At 73.1% G+C, this 16,453-nt stretch carries 10 protein-coding genes; 6 read left to right on the forward strand and 4 right to left on the reverse strand.

Features of this window, described 5'->3' with window-relative positions; translation table 11 throughout:
• Positions 1-25 precede the first annotated feature (25 nt).
• From WA762_RS04935 to WA762_RS04945, 3 genes are all read left to right on the forward strand, one after another.
• Positions 26-2,245, forward strand: coding sequence for an NADP-dependent isocitrate dehydrogenase (locus WA762_RS04935; RefSeq protein WP_335933199.1), 2,220 nt, complete (start codon positions 26-28; stop codon positions 2,243-2,245).
• 282 nt (positions 2,246-2,527) lie between these two features.
• The gene (ctaD, locus tag WA762_RS04940) at positions 2,528-4,258 is read left to right on the forward strand and encodes an aa3-type cytochrome oxidase subunit I (RefSeq protein ID WP_335933201.1); all 1,731 of its coding nucleotides are present in this window, start codon (positions 2,528-2,530) and stop codon (positions 4,256-4,258) included.
• A 145-nt stretch (positions 4,259-4,403) separates the two neighbouring features.
• Positions 4,404-5,765 carry an NAD(P)/FAD-dependent oxidoreductase gene (locus WA762_RS04945; protein ID WP_335933202.1) on the forward strand — a complete coding sequence of 454 codons (1,362 nt, stop codon included), beginning with the start codon at positions 4,404-4,406 and terminating at the stop codon, positions 5,763-5,765.
• A gap of 176 nt (positions 5,766-5,941) precedes the next feature.
• Here the strand turns inward: WA762_RS04945 and rho are convergent, their stop codons facing one another.
• The 4 genes from rho to mutA all read right to left on the reverse strand — a co-directional run bounded on the left by rho (position 5,942) and on the right by mutA (position 12,701).
• Complete coding sequence (gene rho, locus WA762_RS04950; protein ID WP_335933203.1) at positions 5,942-7,081, reverse strand: transcription termination factor Rho; 1,140 nt, start codon at positions 7,079-7,081, stop codon at positions 5,942-5,944.
• Positions 7,082-7,599: 518 nt separating this feature from the next.
• Positions 7,600-8,622 carry a methylmalonyl Co-A mutase-associated GTPase MeaB gene (gene meaB, locus WA762_RS04955; RefSeq protein ID WP_335933205.1) on the reverse strand — a complete coding sequence of 341 codons (1,023 nt, stop codon included), beginning with the start codon at positions 8,620-8,622 and terminating at the stop codon, positions 7,600-7,602.
• A gap of 12 nt (positions 8,623-8,634) precedes the next feature.
• A complete protein-coding gene (scpA, locus tag WA762_RS04960; protein ID WP_335933206.1) occupies positions 8,635-10,836 on the reverse strand; it encodes a methylmalonyl-CoA mutase in 2,202 nt (733 codons plus the stop codon).
• The gene (mutA, locus tag WA762_RS04965; protein ID WP_335933207.1) at positions 10,836-12,701 is read right to left on the reverse strand and encodes a methylmalonyl-CoA mutase small subunit; all 1,866 of its coding nucleotides are present in this window, start codon (positions 12,699-12,701) and stop codon (positions 10,836-10,838) included. The genes scpA and mutA overlap by 1 nt, the downstream gene beginning before the upstream one ends.
• Positions 12,702-12,919: 218 nt before the next feature.
• Between mutA and WA762_RS04970 the strand changes: the two genes are divergently transcribed.
• From WA762_RS04970 to WA762_RS04980, 3 genes are all read left to right on the forward strand, one after another.
• A complete protein-coding gene (locus WA762_RS04970; RefSeq protein ID WP_335933209.1) occupies positions 12,920-13,315 on the forward strand; it encodes a TOBE domain-containing protein in 396 nt (131 codons plus the stop codon).
• Positions 13,316-13,363: 48 nt separating this feature from the next.
• Positions 13,364-14,155, forward strand: a complete 792-nt coding sequence (gene modA / locus WA762_RS04975; RefSeq protein ID WP_335933210.1) for a molybdate ABC transporter substrate-binding protein — start codon at positions 13,364-13,366, stop codon at positions 14,153-14,155.
• A gap of 133 nt (positions 14,156-14,288) precedes the next feature.
• The gene (locus WA762_RS04980; protein WP_335933211.1) at positions 14,289-16,235 is read left to right on the forward strand and encodes an ABC transporter permease; all 1,947 of its coding nucleotides are present in this window, start codon (positions 14,289-14,291) and stop codon (positions 16,233-16,235) included.
• The last annotated feature ends 218 nt before the right edge of the window (positions 16,236-16,453 follow it).

Below are 16,453 nucleotides of genomic sequence, written 5' to 3' on the forward strand. Positions count from 1 at the left end.
TCGCAGACGTGGAGCGGAGCAGAGGGTGACTGACTCGACCATCATCTATACACACACCGACGAGGCCCCGGCCCTGGCGACGTATTCGTTCCTGCCCGTCGTCCAGGCGTACGCCTCGAAGGCCGGGGTCAACGTCGAGAGCCGGGACATCTCTCTGGCCGGGCGCATCATCGCCTCCTTCCCCGAGCGCCTCCGGGAGGACCAGCGCATCGGCGACGCGCTCGCCGAGCTCGGCGCCCTGGCCAGGACCCCCGAGGCCAACATCATCAAGCTGCCGAACATCTCGGCCTCGATCCCGCAGCTGAAGGCCGCCATCGCCGAGCTGCAGGCCCAGGGCTACGCGCTCCCGGACTACCCGGACGACCCGCGGACCGACGAGGACAAGGACGTCCGCGCCCGCTACGACAAGGTCAAGGGCAGCGCAGTCAACCCGGTGCTGCGCGAGGGCAACTCCGACCGCCGCGCCCCCGCCTCGGTGAAGAACTACGCCAAGGCGCACCCGCACCGCATGGGCGCCTGGACGGCCGACTCGAAGACGAACGTCGCCACCATGGGCGTCGACGACTTCCGCTCCACCGAGAAGTCCGCCGTCATCGCCGAGGACGGCTCCCTGCGCATCGAGCTCATCGGCGACGACGGCAGCAGCACCGTGCTGCGCGAGTCGGTGCCGGTGCTCCGGGGCGAGGTCGTCGACGCGGCGGTCATGCGCGTCGCGGCACTGCGCGAGTTCCTCACCGCGCAGGTCGCCCGCGCCAAGGAGGAGGGCGTCCTCTTCTCCGTCCACCTCAAGGCCACCATGATGAAGGTCTCCGACCCGATCATCTTCGGCCACGTGGTCCGCGCCTTCTTCCCCGACACCTTCGCCAAGTACGGCGACGTGCTCGCCGCCGCCGGCCTCTCCCCGAACGACGGCCTCGGCGCCATCCTCGGCGGCCTGGAGTCCCTGCCGCAGGGCGCCGAGATCAAGGCGTCCTTCGAGGCCGAGATCGCCCAGGGCCCCGCGCTGGCCATGGTCGACTCCGACAAGGGCATCACCAACCTGCACGTCCCCAGCGACGTCATCGTCGACGCCTCCATGCCGGCCATGATCCGCACCTCCGGCCACATGTGGGGCCCGGACGGCCAGGAGGCCGACACCCTCGCGGTGCTCCCCGACAGCAGCTACGCCGGCGTCTACCAGGTCGTCATCGACGACTGCCGCGCCCACGGCGCCTTCGACCCGTCGACCATGGGCTCGGTGCCCAACGTCGGTCTGATGGCGCAGAAGGCCGAGGAGTACGGCAGCCACGACAAGACCTTCGAGATCCCCACCACCGGCACCGTGCGGGTCGTCGACGGCAAGGGCGACGTGGTGCTGGAGCAGGCGGTCGGCGCCGGCGACATCTTCCGCATGTGCCAGGCCAAGGACCTGCCGATCCAGGACTGGGTCAAGCTCGCCGTGACCCGCGCCCGCGCCACCGGCGTCCCGGCCGTGTTCTGGCTCGACGAGGGCCGCGCCCACGACGCGCAGCTCATCGCCAAGGTCAAGAAGTACCTCGCCGACCACGACACCGACGGCCTGCAGATCGAGATCATGTCGCCGGAGAAGGCGACCGCGTTCTCGCTGGAGCGCATCCGCCGCGGCGAGGACACCATCTCCGTCACCGGCAACGTGCTGCGCGACTACCTGACCGACCTGTTCCCGATCCTGGAGCTGGGCACGAGCGCGAAGATGCTCTCCGTCGTCCCGCTCATGAACGGCGGCGGCCTCTTCGAGACCGGCGCCGGCGGCTCCGCGCCGAAGCACGTCCAGCAGCTGGTCAAGGAGAACTACCTGCGCTGGGACAGCCTGGGCGAGTTCTTCGCGCTCGCGGCCAGCTTCGAGCACCTGGCGTCGACCACCGGCAACGCCCGCGCCCAGGTCCTCGCGGACACCCTGGACCGCGCGACCGGCACCTTCCTCAACGAGGACAAGTCGCCCAGCCGCAGGCTCGGCGGCATCGACAACCGCGGCAGCCACTTCTACCTGGCCCTCTACTGGGCTCAGGAGCTGGCGCGCCAGACCGACGACGCGAACCTCGCGCAGACGTTCGCCCCGCTCGCGAAGGCGCTGACCGAGCAGGAGAAGACCATCGTCGACGAGCTGATCGCGGTCCAGGGCTCGCCGGCCGACATCGGCGGCTACTACCAGCCCGACCCGGCCAAGGCCGCGGCCGTGATGCGCCCGTCGGCGACGTTCACGCAGGCCATCGCCTCTCTCGGCTGACGCGACAGCCGCGGAACGGGGCACATCGCTCCTCCCGCCCCGGCCGGCACCACGCCCGGCCGGGGCGGTTCTCGTGTTCGCACCGGCGCCCCACCCGCCGCCCTGACGGGTGAAAGTCGCACGACGGAGGGCGCCGGGCCGCACTCGGCGGCCCCCCGGCTGATTTGCTGCACCGGGGATCCGGCGTGACACACGCGGGAGCGGCCCGGCGGCCGCCCCGGTGGAGACGGCGCCCGGCCGGGGCACGCTCCATCCGCGAACGACGAGCGAAGGAGCGTCCCAGTGACGACGACGGGCACGACAGGGGCAGCCGACGAGGAGGAGGGGTACGCGAACGAGCTTCCGCTCCGCGCGAAGGAGCCCGGAAACGTCGTCGTCAAGTGGCTCACCACCACCGATCACAAGACGATCGGCACGCTCTACCTCGTCACCTCGTTCGCCTTCTTCGTCGTCGGCGGGGTGATGGCCCTGGTGATGCGCGCCGAACTGGCCCGGCCGGGCATCCAGATCGTCTCGCCCGAGCAGTTCAACCAGGCGTTCACCATCCACGGCACGATCATGCTGCTGATGTTCGCGACGCCGCTGTTCGCCGGATTCACCAACTGGATCATGCCGCTGCAGATCGGCGCGCCCGACGTGGCGTTCCCCCGGCTCAACATGTTCGCCTACTGGGCGTACCTCTTCGGCTCGGTCATCGTGGTGGCGGGCTTCCTCACCCCGCAGGGCGCGGCCGACTTCGGCTGGTTCGCCTACTCCCCGCTGACCGACGCGGTCCACTCGCCCGGCATCGGCGGCGACATGTGGATCATGGGCCTGGCGCTCTCCGGCTTCGGCACGATCCTCGGCTCGGTCAACTTCATCACCACGATCATCGCCCTGCGCGCACCCGGCATGACCATGTTCCGCATGCCGATCTTCACCTGGAACGTCCTGCTGACCGCGGTCCTCGTGCTGATGGCCTTCCCGGTCCTCGCGGCGGCCCTGCTGGTGCTGGAGGCGGACCGGAAGTTCGGCGCCCACGTCTTCGATCCCGCCAACGGCGGCGCCCTGCTGTGGCAGCACCTCTTCTGGTTCTTCGGGCATCCGGAGGTGTACATCATCGCCCTGCCGTTCTTCGGCATCGTCACCGAGATCATCCCGGTCTTCAGCCGCAAGCCGATCTTCGGCTACGTCGGTCTGATCAGCGCCACCATCGCCATCGCGGGCCTGTCGGTGACCGTGTGGGCGCACCACATGTTCGTGACCGGCGGGGTGCTGCTGCCGTTCTTCTCCTTCATGACGTTCCTCATCGCGGTGCCCACCGGGGTGAAGTTCTTCAACTGGATCGGCACGATGTGGAAGGGCTCCCTCTCCTTCGAGACCCCGATGCTCTGGGCCACCGGCTTCCTGGTCACCTTTCTGTTCGGCGGACTGACCGGCGTGATCCTGGCGTCGCCGCCGCTGGACTTCCACGTCTCCGACTCGTACTTCGTCGTCGCGCACTTCCACTACGTGGTCTTCGGCACCGTGGTCTTCGCGATGTTCGCCGGATTCCACTTCTGGTGGCCGAAGTTCACCGGCAAGATGCTCGACGAGCGGCTGGGCAAGATCACCTTCTGGACGCTGTTCGCGGGCTTCCACGGCACGTTCCTGGTGCAGCACTGGCTGGGCGCCGAGGGCATGCCGCGCCGTTACGCGGACTACCTCGCCGCCGACGGCTTCACCGCGCTGAACACGGTCTCCACGATCTCCTCCTTCCTGCTCGGACTGTCGATGCTGCCGTTCTTCTACAACGTGTGGAAGACCGCCCGGTACGGCAGGAACGTGGGCGTCGACGACCCGTGGGGCTTCGGCCGCTCGCTGGAGTGGGCGACCTCCTGCCCGCCGCCGCGGCACAACTTCCTCACGATGCCGCGGATCCGCTCCGAGTCCCCGGCGTTCGACCTGCACCACCCCACGGTCCGGGCCATCGACGAAGTCATCAACCGTCCCGGCGCCCGGACGACGCCGCCGCCCCCGGCGGACGCCGGCTGAACCCGGCGACCCGACCGGACGCGTCGTCCGTCCGCCGTTCCCGACAGGCGAAGTCGCGCGCGGCTCGTGAAGATGGGAGTGGACGGACGTGTGCGAAGGGGCAGGCGAGCGGGCGACCGCGCATGCCCGAGAAGGGACGAACGCTGTGGCACGACCCAGGATTCTCGTTGTCGGCGCCGGATTCGCCGGGGTGGAGTGCGTACGCCGTCTGGAGCGCAGACTCGTGCCGGGAGAGGCGGAGATCGCGCTCGTCACCCCGTCCTCGTACCAGCTCTACCTGCCCCTGCTGCCCCAGGTGGCGGCCGGCATCCTCACCCCTCAGTCGGTCGCGGTGTCGCTGCGCCGCAGCAGCCGGCACCGCACCCGGATCATTCCGGGCGGCGGCATCGGCGTGGACCCCAAGGCGAAGATCTGCGTCATTCGCAAGATCACCGACGAGATCGTCTACGAGCCCTACGACTACATCGTCCTCAGCCCCGGCAGCATCACCCGCACCTTCGACATTCCCGGCCTCCTCGATCACGCCCGGGGCATGAAGACGCTCGCCGAGGCCGCGTACATCCGGGACCATGTGATCGCCCAGCTCGATCTGGCGGACGCCAGCCAGGACGAGGCGGAGCGGACGTCCCGTCTCCAGTTCGTCGTGGTCGGCGGCGGGTACGCCGGCACCGAGACGGCCGCCTGCCTCCAGCGCCTGACCGTCAACGCGGTCAAGCGCTACCCCCGGCTCGACCCCCGGCTGATCAGATGGCACCTCATCGACATCGCCCCGAAGCTGATGCCCGAACTCGGGGACAAGCTCGGCCGGAGCGCCCTGGAGGTGCTGCGCGCACGCGGCATCGAGGTGTCGCTCGGCGTCTCGGTCGCCGAGGCCGGACCGGAGAAGGTGACCTTCACCGACGGCCGGGTGGTGCCCTGCCGGACCCTGATCTGGACGGCCGGGGTGGCCGCCAGCCCGCTGGTGTCCACGTTCGACGCGGAGACGGTGCGCGGCAGACTGGCGGTGACGCCCGAGATGCGTCTGCCGGGCTTCGACGGCGTCTTCGCCCTCGGGGACGCGGCAGCCGTGCCGGACCTGACCAAGGGCGGCGGGGCGGTGTGTCCGCCCACCGCCCAGCACGCCTCGCGCCAGGGCCGCACGCTCGCCGACAACCTCATCGCCACCCTGCGGCGCCGGCCGCTCAAGCCTTACTCCCACAGGGACCTCGGCCTGGTCGTGGACCTCGGCGGCAAGGACGCGGTCTCCAAGCCCGTCGGCATCGAGCTGCACGGAGTCCCCGCCCAGGCCGTCGCGCGCGGCTACCACTGGTCGGCGCTGCGGACCAATGTGGCCAAGGCGCGCGTGATGACCAACTGGATGCTGAACGCCGTCGCGGGCGACGACTTCGTGCGCACCGGCTTCCAGGCCCGCAACCCGGCGAAGCTGCGCGACTTCGAGTACACGGACACCTACCTGACGCCGGCCCAGGTCCGGGAACACACCGCCTCGTTGCACACCACGAACTGACCGCGCGCCGGTCGGGAGCCGGCGGGCGTCCCGCCCCGCGTCCGCACGCACCGGACGCGGGGCGCACCGCTTCCGGTGCGCACGGCGGCACGCGCCGGAACGTTCCGGTCGCGGGCCCGGGCCGGCCCGGCGGCGGCGCCGGAGCGCCGGGCCCGCGCCGCGCACGACGCCGGGGTTCAGTCATCCGGGACGGTGAGGTGGACGCTGCGGAGGAAGGCGGCGTTGTCCGGGGTGCGCCGCAGCCGGTCGAGCAGGGGCCCGAGCGCCGCCCGCGGGTCGTTCCTGGTGAGCAGGGTGCGTCGCAGCCGGCGCATGACCCGCAACTCCGCCGCGGGAACGAGCAGTTCATCGCGGCGGGTGCCGGACGCCTGGATGTCGACGGCCGGGTGGACGCGCCGGTCGGCCAGTGAGCGGTCGAGCCGGAGTTCCATGTTGCCGGTGCCCTTGAGCTCCTCGAAGAAGTACTCGTCGGCGCGGGAGCCGGTGTCCACCAGCGCGGTGGCCAGGATGGTGAGGGAACCGCCCTCCTCGGTGAGGCGGGCGGCGCCGAAGAGCCGTTTGGGGCCGAGCGGGGCCGCCGCGTCGACGCCGCCGCTGAGGGTGCGCCCGCCCGCCGCGGCCGCGTTGTTGTGGGCGCGGCACAGCCGGGTCAGGGAGTCCAGCAGGACGACGACGTCCTGGCCGTCCTCGACCAGCCGCTTGGCGCGTTCGATCGCGAGGTCGGCGAGCGCGATGTGTTCCCGGGCGGGGCGGTCGAAGGTCGAGGCGAGCACCTCGCCCCGCACGGACCTGCGCATGTCCGTGACCTCCTCGGGGCGTTCGTCCACCAGCACCACCATCAGCCGGCACTCGGGGTGGTTCACGGCGACGGCCTCGGCCATCTGCCGCAGCAGCACCGTCTTGCCGGCCCGGGGCGGCGCCACGACGAGCCCGCGCTGCCCCTTGCCGATCGGTGAGACGAGGTCGACCAGGCGGGTCGCCGGGCCCCCGCGGGGCGTCTCCAGCCGCAGTCGGCAGCGGGGGTGGATCGGGGTGAGATCGCGGAAGTGCGGCCGTCCCCGCAGTGTTTCGGGGGAGCGGCCGTCGACGCGTACGACGTCGGACAGCACGCGGGGCCGGTGGCACACGCCCTCGACGAGGTCGCCCCGGCGCAGGGCGTGGCGCCGGATCAGGGCGGCGGGGACCTGCACATCGTCGGGGCAGGTGCGGTCCGCGCGGACGCGCAGCGTGCCGTGCCCCTGGGCGGTGATGTCCAGGAGACCTGCGGCACCAGTCAACTCCCTCTGTTCCAGGGGGAGTTCGAGGTTGGTGGTCATGCGGATGGTCCTTTCGCGGGCATGCCGGATGAAGGCCCGGACGACGCGAGGGGCGGACGGAATCACACCCCGGGCGACGGGCGGAGAGGCCCGGACGGGAAGCCCGTACCGGGCTGGAGGGGTGGTGCGGCAAAGCCGGACCGCCGTCCGCGGAGGACGGGAGGCCGGCCAGGAGAATTGGGGGGAGTGGCACCGGGCCTCGAAGTGAGGCAAGACACATGTGCCGCTCGCACCGTACCACGGGGAGAGCGTGGCGGGAAGGAGGAAGAGTGAGAAACACCGCCGCGCGACCGCCCGCCGCGTCGGCGGCGGCCCGGCCGGCGACGGCGGAACTTTCGGAACTGACGATATGTCATGTTCCTGGCGTGGCGGGCCGCTTCTTCGGAAGTGTGTTTTCCGCGGCGCGGTCGGCCGCGCCGGCCGTGCCCCACGACGGGCCCCGGCGCCCCGGCGGCGGATGCCGACCGTGCGCCGGCGCCGCGCCGGGCCGGGGCGAGGTGGTGAGGGCCGAGTGCCCGTCAGTCCTTCGCGGGGGCTCCGTCCTCCGCTGCCGGGGACGGGCCCCGGAAGGTGTCCAGGATTCGCTCGGCCGCCAGTGTGGCCGTCAACTCGCCTTCGCGGACGCGTTGTTCGAGCTCGGGTGCGAGCGCCCGCACCCCCGGATGGGCGCGCAGGCTCTCCAGCAGTTCGTCCCGCACCATCGTCCAGGTCCAGTCGACCTGCTGGTCGCGCCGCTTCGCCGCGAGCCGCCCGGTCGATTCGAGCAGCGCGCGATGCTGTTCCAGGCGCTCCCACAACGTGTCGAGGCCGGTCGACTCGCGGGCGCTGCAGGTGAGGACCGGCGGAGTCCAGGCCGCGTCCGCCGGGTGCATCAGCCGCAGCGCGCCCGCGAGTTCACGCGCGGCCGCGCGGGCGTCGCGTTCGTGCGGGCCGTCCGCCTTGTTCACCGCGACGGCGTCCGCCAGCTCCAGCACGCCCTTCTTGATGCCCTGGAGCTGGTCGCCGGTGCGGGCCAGTGTGAGCAGCAGGAACGTGTCGACCATGTTCGCCACCGCCGTCTCCGACTGGCCGACGCCGACCGTCTCCACCAGCACCACGTCGTAGCCCGCGGCCTCCATCACCACGATCGACTCCCGGGTCGCCTTCGCCACCCCGCCCAGCGTCCCGGCGGTGGGGGAGGGGCGCACGAACGCCGCGGGGTCGACCGCCAGGCGTTCCATCCTGGTCTTGTCGCCCAGGATCGAGCCGCCGGTACGGCGCGATGAGGGGTCCACGGCCAGCACCGCGACCCGGTGCCCGAGCCCGGTGAGCATGGTGCCGAGCGCGTCGATGAACGTGGACTTCCCGACGCCGGGCACACCGCTGACGCCGACGCGCCGGGCGTCGCCGGAGTGCGGGAGCAGCTCGCGCAGCAACCGCTGGGCCAGGGCCCGGTGGTCGGGCCGGGTGGACTCGACGAGGGTGATGGCGCGCGCGATGTGCGCCCGCTTCCCGTCGAGCACGCCCTTCGCGTAGTCGTCGATGTCGATCTTCGGAGGCATCGGATCAGCGGCTCACAGCTCGTGACCGAGCGCGGCGCCCAGCCGCACCACCAGGTCGTGGGCGGCGTCCGGGATGACCGTGCCGGGCGGGAACACCGCCGCCGCACCCGCCTCGTGCAGCGCCTCGACGTCCTGCGGCGGAATCACCCCGCCCACCACGATCATGATGTCCTCGCGCCCCTCGGCCGCCAGCTCCTCGCGGAGCGCCGGGACGAGCGTGAGGTGCCCGGCGGCCAGCGAGGAGACGCCCACGATGTGCACGTCAGCCTCCACCGCCTGCCGCGCCACCTCCGCCGGCGTCTGGAACAGCGGGCCGACGTCGACGTCGAACCCCAGGTCGGCGAAGGCGGTGGAGATCACCTTCTGGCCGCGGTCGTGGCCGTCCTGGCCCATCTTGGCGACCAGGATGCGCGGACGGCGCCCCTCGGCCTCCTCGAACCGGTCCACCAGCGCCCGGGTGCGGTCCACGGAAGGGGATTCACCTGCCTCGTTGCGGTACACACCGGAGATCGTACGGATCTGGCCCGCGTGCCGCCCGTACACCTTCTCCAGGGCGTCCGAGATCTCGCCCACGGTCGCCATCGCGCGGGCCGCGTCGACGGCCAGTGCCAGCAGATTGCCGTCGAGACCGGAGCCGGGGGCCCGTCCGGCCGCCTCGGTCAGCGCGCGCAGCGCCGCCCGGCAGGCCGGCTCGTCCCGCTCCTCGCGCAGCCGGCGCAGCTTCTCGATCTGCTGGGAGCGCACCGAGGAGTTGTCGACCTTCAGCACGTCGATCTGCTCGTCGGTCTCCACCCGGTACTTGTTGACCCCGATCACCGGCTGGCGCCCGGAGTCGATCCGCGCCTGGGTGCGGGCCGCGGCCTCCTCGACCCGGAGTTTGGGGATGCCCGCGTCGATGGCCCGCGCCATGCCGCCCGCCGCCTCGACCTCCTCGATGTGCTGCCAGGCCCGGCGCGCCAGGTCGTACGTCAGCCGTTCCACGTACGCGCTGCCGCCCCACGGGTCGATGACCCGGCCGGTGCCCGACTCCTGCTGGAGCAGCAGCTGGGTGTTGCGGGCGATCCGCGCCGAGAAGTCCGTCGGCAGGGCCAGCGCCTCGTCCAGCGCGTTGGTGTGCAGCGACTGGGTGTGCCCCTGGGTGGCGGCCATCGCCTCCACGCAGGTCCGGGTGACGTTGTTGAACACGTCCTGCGCCGTCAGCGACCACCCCGAGGTCTGCGAATGGGTGCGCAGCGAGAGGGACTTGGCGTTCTTCGGTTCGAACTTCCCGACCAGCTTCGCCCACAGCAGCCGGGCCGCCCGCAGCTTCGCGATCTCCATGAAGAAGTTCATGCCGATCGCCCAGAAGAACGACAGCCGCGGCGCGAACGCGTCCACGTCGAGACCGGCGTCCCGTCCGGCCCGCAGATACTCCACCCCGTCCGCCAGGGTGTACGCCAGCTCCAGGTCGGCCGTCGCCCCCGCCTCCTGGATGTGGTAGCCGGAGATGGAGATCGAGTTGTAACGCGGCATCCGCTGCGAGGTGTACGCGAAGATGTCGGAGATGATCCGCATCGACGGCTTCGGCGGGTAGATGTAGGTGTTGCGGACCATGAACTCCTTCAGGATGTCGTTCTGAATGGTCCCGGCCAGCTTCTCCGGCCCGACACCCTGCTCCTCGGCGGCCACGATGTAGAGCGCGAGCACCGGGAGCACCGCGCCGTTCATCGTCATCGACACCGACATCCGGTCGAGCGGGATGCCGTCGAAGAGCTGACGCATGTCGTAGATCGAGTCGATCGCCACCCCCGCCATGCCGACGTCGCCGGTCACCCGGGGATGGTCGCTGTCGTAGCCGCGGTGGGTCGGCAGGTCGAAGGCGACGGAGAGGCCCTTCTGCCCCGCCGCGAGGTTGCGCCGGTAGAAGGCGTTGGACTCCTCCGCGGTGGAGAACCCGGCGTACTGCCGGATCGTCCACGGCTGGTTGACGTACATCGTCGGGTACGGGCCCCGCAGGTACGGGGCGATCCCGGGATAGGTGCCGAGGAAGTCCAGCCCCTCCAGGTCGCGCCCGGTGTACAGCGGCTTGACCGGGATCCCCTCCGGCGTCTGCCACAGCAGATCGTCGTCGGAGCTGCCGGAGGACTCCTTCACGGCGGAACGCCACTGGTCCTCGGACACGCCGGCGCCGCCGCCCGGACCGAGTTCGATGTCGGAGAAGTCGGGGATTCGCATCACGCCACACCCAGGAGGTCGAGGACGGAGGAGAGCACGGCCACCACGTCGGAGCCCGCGAAGACGTACGCGTCCACACCGGCGTACGCGCCGGGCCGGCCCGCGAGGAACACCCGCCGCGCCCCGGCCCCGGCCAGCGCCGCGGCGACCTCGGCGGCCTGCTCGGCGTAGAGCGCGTCGGTGGAGCAGAGGCACGCCACCTCGGCCCCGCTCGCCCGGAACGCGTCGGCGGCCGTCGCCGCGTCCACCGTCACCGGGTCGTGGACCGGCTCGATCCCGCCCGCCTGGAACAGGTTCGAGGCGAACGTCGCCCGCGCGGTGTGGGCCGAGGCCGGGCCGAGCGCGGCCAGGAACACCCGGGGCCGCCGCCCGGCCGCCGCGAGACGGGCGTCGGACCGGGCGCGCAGCGCCTCGAACGCCTCGTCGCGGCGGACCCGGGGCAGGGCCCCCGGCGCGGCGGCCGCAGGCGCGGCGGGGGCCGGCTCGCGCTCCACCGGGCGCTCCGCGAGATGCGGGAACTCGCTGACCCCGGTGACCGGCTCCCGCCGGGTGGCCAGGTCCTTGCCGCGCGCCGCCCAGGTGGCCGCGAGGCGCTCGCCGACCATCCCCGACCGCAGGGCCGCGGCCTGACCGCCCGCCCGCTCGATCTCCTGGAAGAACGCCCAGGCGTTCTCCGCCAGTTCGGCGGTGAGCCGCTCCACGTACCAGGAGCCGCCCGCCGGGTCGATCACCCGGGCCAGATGCGACTCCTCCAGCAGGATCGTCGACGTGTTGCGGGCGATGCGGCGGGCGAACGCGTCCGGCAGCCCCAGCGCGTGGTCGAACGGCAGCACGGTGACGGAGTCGGCCCCGCCCACCCCCGCGCCCAGACACGCCAGCGTCGTCCGCAGCATGTTCACCCACGGGTCGCGGCGCGTCATCATCACCGAGGACGTCACCGCGTGCTGCCGCTGCGCCCCGGCGCCGGACGCCCCGCACACCTCCGCCACCCGGGCCCACAGCCGCCGTGCCGCCCGCAGCTTGGCGATGGTCAGGAACTGGTCGGCCGTCGCCGCGTACCGGAACTCCAGCTGCCCGCACGCCGCTTCGACCGTGAGCCCGGCCCCGGTCAGCTCCCGCAGATAGGCGACGCCGGTGGCCAGCGACGCGCCCAGCTCCTGGGCGGCCGAGCCGCCCGCCTCGTGATACGGCAGGGCGTCGGCCGTCAGCGCCCGCAGTCCCGGGTGCTCCTGGGCGCAGCGCAGCGCCCAGCGGACCGCCGCCGCTGGATCGGACTCGGCGCCGGTGCGGGCGGCCAGGCCCAGCGGATCCGCGCCGAGGCCGCCGCGCGCGGCCCGCGGGTCGAGCCCCCGCTCCTCGTGGAGGCGCAGCAACTCAGCGGCCGCGGCGTCCAGTTCGGCGCCCGCGTCGAGCGTCACCGGGGCCAGGTCCAGATAGACGCCGTCCAGCGCCCGGGCCAGGTCCGGCACCGCCGCGCCCGTGCCGCCGCCCACGGTCAGCCACAGCGAGGTGGCCCCGTTCTCCAGGTCGGCGAGCACCGCCTCGTTGAGGCGCGCCGGGTCCGTCAGCGCGTACCGCTGGCGCACGTCCCAGCCGCCCACCGTGTTGCCCTCGGCCCTGCCGCCGCGGACGAAGGGCGCGAAGCCCGGGAGCCCGGCGTCGGGGGAGCCGTCGTGCGAGGTGTACAGGGGACGGGTGATGAGCCCGTCCTCCACCGTGGTGGACAGCGCTTCCTCGGCGGCCGAACCCTCCGCGTCCCGGCCCGACTTGCGCAGCACGCCCTCGACGAGGCGCTGCCACTGTTCGTGGGCGGGGCGGGGGAATTCGGCGGCCAACGAGAGCCCGTCGGCAGGCAGGACCGTCATGCCCAGATGCTAGGGCAAGGCCCCGGACCGGCAGCAGATGCTTCGTCTGTGACCTTGCCCTCTCCGGTGCGCGCCCGACTCCTCACGCACCGTCGCGGCGCGGCGCGGCGCGACGCCGCGCCCGGCCCGGTCGATCCGAATCAGCCACCCGGCACATGCGCGGTGGAATCGGCCATATGGATTGCAGATGCCAGGTACATACGAATATCTTGGCGCACATGCAGTCCTACACGATCGGTCAGGCGGCGCGCCTGCTGGGCGTGAGCCCCGACACCGCCCGCCGCTGGGCGGACGCCGGAAGGGTCGCGACCCACCGCGACGAGAACGGCCGGCGGCTCATCGACGGCCGCGACCTGGCCGCCCTCGCCGTCGAGACCGGCCAGAGCGGCGGGGGCGACGACGAACCCCCGTACACGACCGCCCGCAACGCCTTCCCGGGCATCGTCACCGCGGTGAAGCTGGGCGACGTCGCGGCCCAGGTCGAGATCCAGGCGGGCCCGCACCGGCTGGTGTCGCTGCTCACCCGGGAAGCCGTCGAGGAACTCGGACTGGAGGTCGGCATGCGGGCCACCGCCCGGGTGAAGTCCACCAGCGTGCACATCGACCGCCTCTGACCGCGCCCCGTCCGCGAGGCGCACCACCCAAGGAGCCCCGGCCCCACCATGACGACCATCCTCACCCGGCGCCGCGCCGCCGCCGCGCTCGTGACCGCCGCACTGCTGGTCCCGCTCGCCGCCTGCGGCGGCAAGGACGAGAAGGACGCCCCGGGCGCCTCCGCGAAGCCCGCCGGCGCCAGGCTGACGGTGCTGGCCGCGGCCTCGCTCACCGATGTGTTCAAGACAGCGGGCGCCGCCTACGAGAAGGACCACCCCGGCACCCGGGTCACGTTCTCCTTCGCCGGCTCCCAGGAGCTCGCCGCCCAGGTGAAGCAGGGCGCCCCCGCCGACGCCCTGGTCACCGCCGACACCCGGACGATGGACGGGCTGAAGGCCGACACCGGAACCCCCGTCGTCATCGCCAGGAACCGCCTCGTCATCGCCACCGCGGAGGGCAACCCGGAGAAGATCACCGGCCTGAAGGACCTCACCAGGGCCGGGCTGAAGGTCGTCCTGGCCGCCCCCGAGGTCCCGGTCGGCCGCTACGGAGAGCAGGTCCTCGACGCCCAGAAGCTCGACGTCGAGCCGGTCTCCCAGGAGCCCAACGTCCGCGCCGTGCTCAGCAAGGTCGAGCTCGGCGAGGCCGACGCGGGCATCGTCTACAAGACGGACGCCGAGTCGGCCGCCGACAAGGTCGACGCCGTCGACATCCCCGACGCCCAGAACGCCGTCGCCGCCTACCCGGCGGCCACCCTGCGGGGGTCCTCGCACGCCGAGGCCGCCGCCGCGTTCGTGAAGTGGCTCAGCGGCCCCGAGGCGCAGAAGATCCTGCGGGCCGCGGGCTTCCAGCAGCCCTGACGGCCCGCACGGGATCCGCCGCCCGCGCCCCGGCGCCGAACGCCGGACACCGAACGCATCCGCACGGGCGCCCGCCCGGACACCCCGGCAGGGGACCGGACGGGCCCCGCGCACGAACGCCCCGGGACCCCCGATGAGAGCCCTCCGCAGCCGCCCGCCCGGCGCGCGCACCCCCGCCGCCCTGGCCCTGCCCGCGCTGCTCGCCGTCGCGTTCCTGCTGATGCCGCTGATCGGCGTCCTGGTCCGCACCGACTGGGCCGGCCTCGGCGCGCACCTCACCGCCCCGGCCGTCACCCAGGCGCTCCGGCTGTCGCTGCTGGTCTCGTTCTGGGCACTGGGGCTCTCACTGCTGCTCGGGGTGCCGCTGGCCTGGCTGCTGGCCCGGGCGGACTTCCCCGGCAAGGCGGTCGTGCGCTCGCTGGTCCTGCTGCCGATGGTGCTGCCGCCCACCGTCGGGGGCGTGGCGCTCCTCCTCGGGTTCGGCCGCCGGGGCCTGCTCGGCCCCTGGCTGGAGGACGCCTTCGGCGTCACCCTGCCGTTCCACACCTCGGGCGCGGTCGTCGCGGCGACCTTCGTCGCCATGCCGTTCCTCGTTATCAGCCTGGAGGGGGCGCTGGCCGGACTGCGGCCCTCGTACGAGGAGACCGCGGCCTCCCTGGGCGCCTCACCGATCCGGGTGTTCCTCACGGTCACGCTCCCGATGGTCGCCCCCGGGCTCGCCGCCGGAGCGGCGCTCACCTGGGCCCGGGCCCTGGGCGAGTTCGGCGCGACCATCACCTTCGCGGGCAACCTGCCCGGCACCACGCAGACCCTGCCCCTCCAGGTCTATCTGCTCCTCCAGGAGTCCCCGGAGGCCGCCACCTCCGTCTCGCTGCTGCTCCTCGCCATCGCCATGGCCGTCCTCGTCGCCCTGCGCGGCCGCTGGACCGGCGCCCCCCGCGACCGCTCCCGCGCCCCGGCCGCAGCACCGGACGACCCGGGCGACACGGACCTCCCGACCCCGCCGACCGGCGTCGGGGACCGGGCGCCGGACCCGGGGGCCCGCTGCTCCCTCCACGCCGACGTCACCGGCTTCGACCGGCTCACCCTCGACGCCGCCCCCGGCACTACGATCGCCGTCGTCGGCCCCAACGGGGCGGGCAAGACGACGCTGCTGCGCGCCCTCCTCGGCCTGACCCCCCGCTCCCGGGCCGTGCTGCGGCTGGGCGACGCCGACGTCACCGCCGCGCCGCCGCACCGCCGTCAGGTCGCCTGGGTGCCGCAGGACGGCGCCCTCTTCCCGCATCTGACCGCGCTGACGAACACGGCGTACGGGCTCCGCGCCCGCGGCGTCCCCCGGGCCCGGGCCCGCCGCGAGGCCCGGCAGTGGCTCGACCGGCTGGGCGTCGGCCACCTCGCACACCGCCGCCCCGCCCAGCTCTCCGGCGGACAGGCCCAGCGCGTGGCGCTGGCCCGGGCCCTCGCCGCCCGCCCCCGGCTGCTGCTGCTCGACGAGCCGCTCGCCGCGCTCGACCAGACCACCCGGGCCCGGGTCCGCCACACCCTGCGCACCCATCTCGCCGGGTTCGGCGGCGTCTGCCTGATCGTCACCCACGACCCCGTCGAAGCGGTGTCCCTGGCCGACCGGGTCCTCGTGCTGGAGGACGGCCGCGCCCTCCAGGACGCGCCGCCGGCCGAGGTGACCCGGCACCCCCGCTCGCCCTGGGTCGCCCGCATGCTCGGCCGCAACGCCTGGCCGGGCACCGCGGCCGCCGACGGGACGCTCGCCCTGGCCGGGGGCGGCCGGCTGGTCGTCGCGGACCCGCTGCCCGAGGGCACGGCGGCGCTCGCGGTCATCCCGCCCGAGGCGGTGTCCGTCCACCGCGAACGGCCCGCCGGCAGCCCCCGGAACGCCTGGCCGGGAACGGTCCGCGAACTCACCGCCATGGGCGGCCGGATGCGACTGGTGATCGGCTCCGGCGAGGCGCCGGATCTGGTCGCGGAGATCACCCCCGGGGCGGCGGCCGAACTCGCGCTCGGCGAGGGCGTGGCCGTGTGGACCGGCGTCAAGGCCACCGAGGTCACCGTCGTCCCCCTGTGACCGTGAGGGGGCGGGGCGGTCGACCGTGAGGGGCGGGGCGGTCGCTGTGACGGCGACGGCGACGGCGACGGCGACGGAGGCGGGGGCGGAGGCGGGAGCGGGAGCGGGGGCGCGTCCGCCGCCCTCGGGCCCCGGCGGCTCGGCCGTTCCCCGAACGGCGTCCCAGCGGCGTTTTCCTTTGTCGAAAGGTCCGGCCGCGTGCGACGTTTGAGGCGGTG

The sequence above is a fragment of the Streptomyces tyrfis genome, from assembly GCF_037034285.1.
In the GTDB taxonomy this organism is placed as follows: Bacteria; Actinomycetota; Actinomycetes; order Streptomycetales; family Streptomycetaceae; genus Streptomyces.

Coding starts and splice junctions, on each gene's coding strand:
- rho (WP_335933203.1), bottom strand. CDS start 7,081: ATGACCACCAACCTCGAACTCCCCCTGGAACAGAGGGAGTTGACTGGT.
- meaB (WP_335933205.1), bottom strand. CDS start 8,622: ATGCCTCCGAAGATCGACATCGACGACTACGCGAAGGGCGTGCTCGAC.
- scpA (WP_335933206.1), bottom strand. CDS start 10,836: ATGCGAATCCCCGACTTCTCCGACATCGAACTCGGTCCGGGCGGCGGC.
- mutA (WP_335933207.1), bottom strand. CDS start 12,701: ATGACGGTCCTGCCTGCCGACGGGCTCTCGTTGGCCGCCGAATTCCCC.
- WA762_RS04970 (WP_335933209.1), top strand. CDS start 12,920: ATGCAGTCCTACACGATCGGTCAGGCGGCGCGCCTGCTGGGCGTGAGC.
- modA (WP_335933210.1), top strand. CDS start 13,364: ATGACGACCATCCTCACCCGGCGCCGCGCCGCCGCCGCGCTCGTGACC.
- WA762_RS04980 (WP_335933211.1), top strand. CDS start 14,289: ATGAGAGCCCTCCGCAGCCGCCCGCCCGGCGCGCGCACCCCCGCCGCC.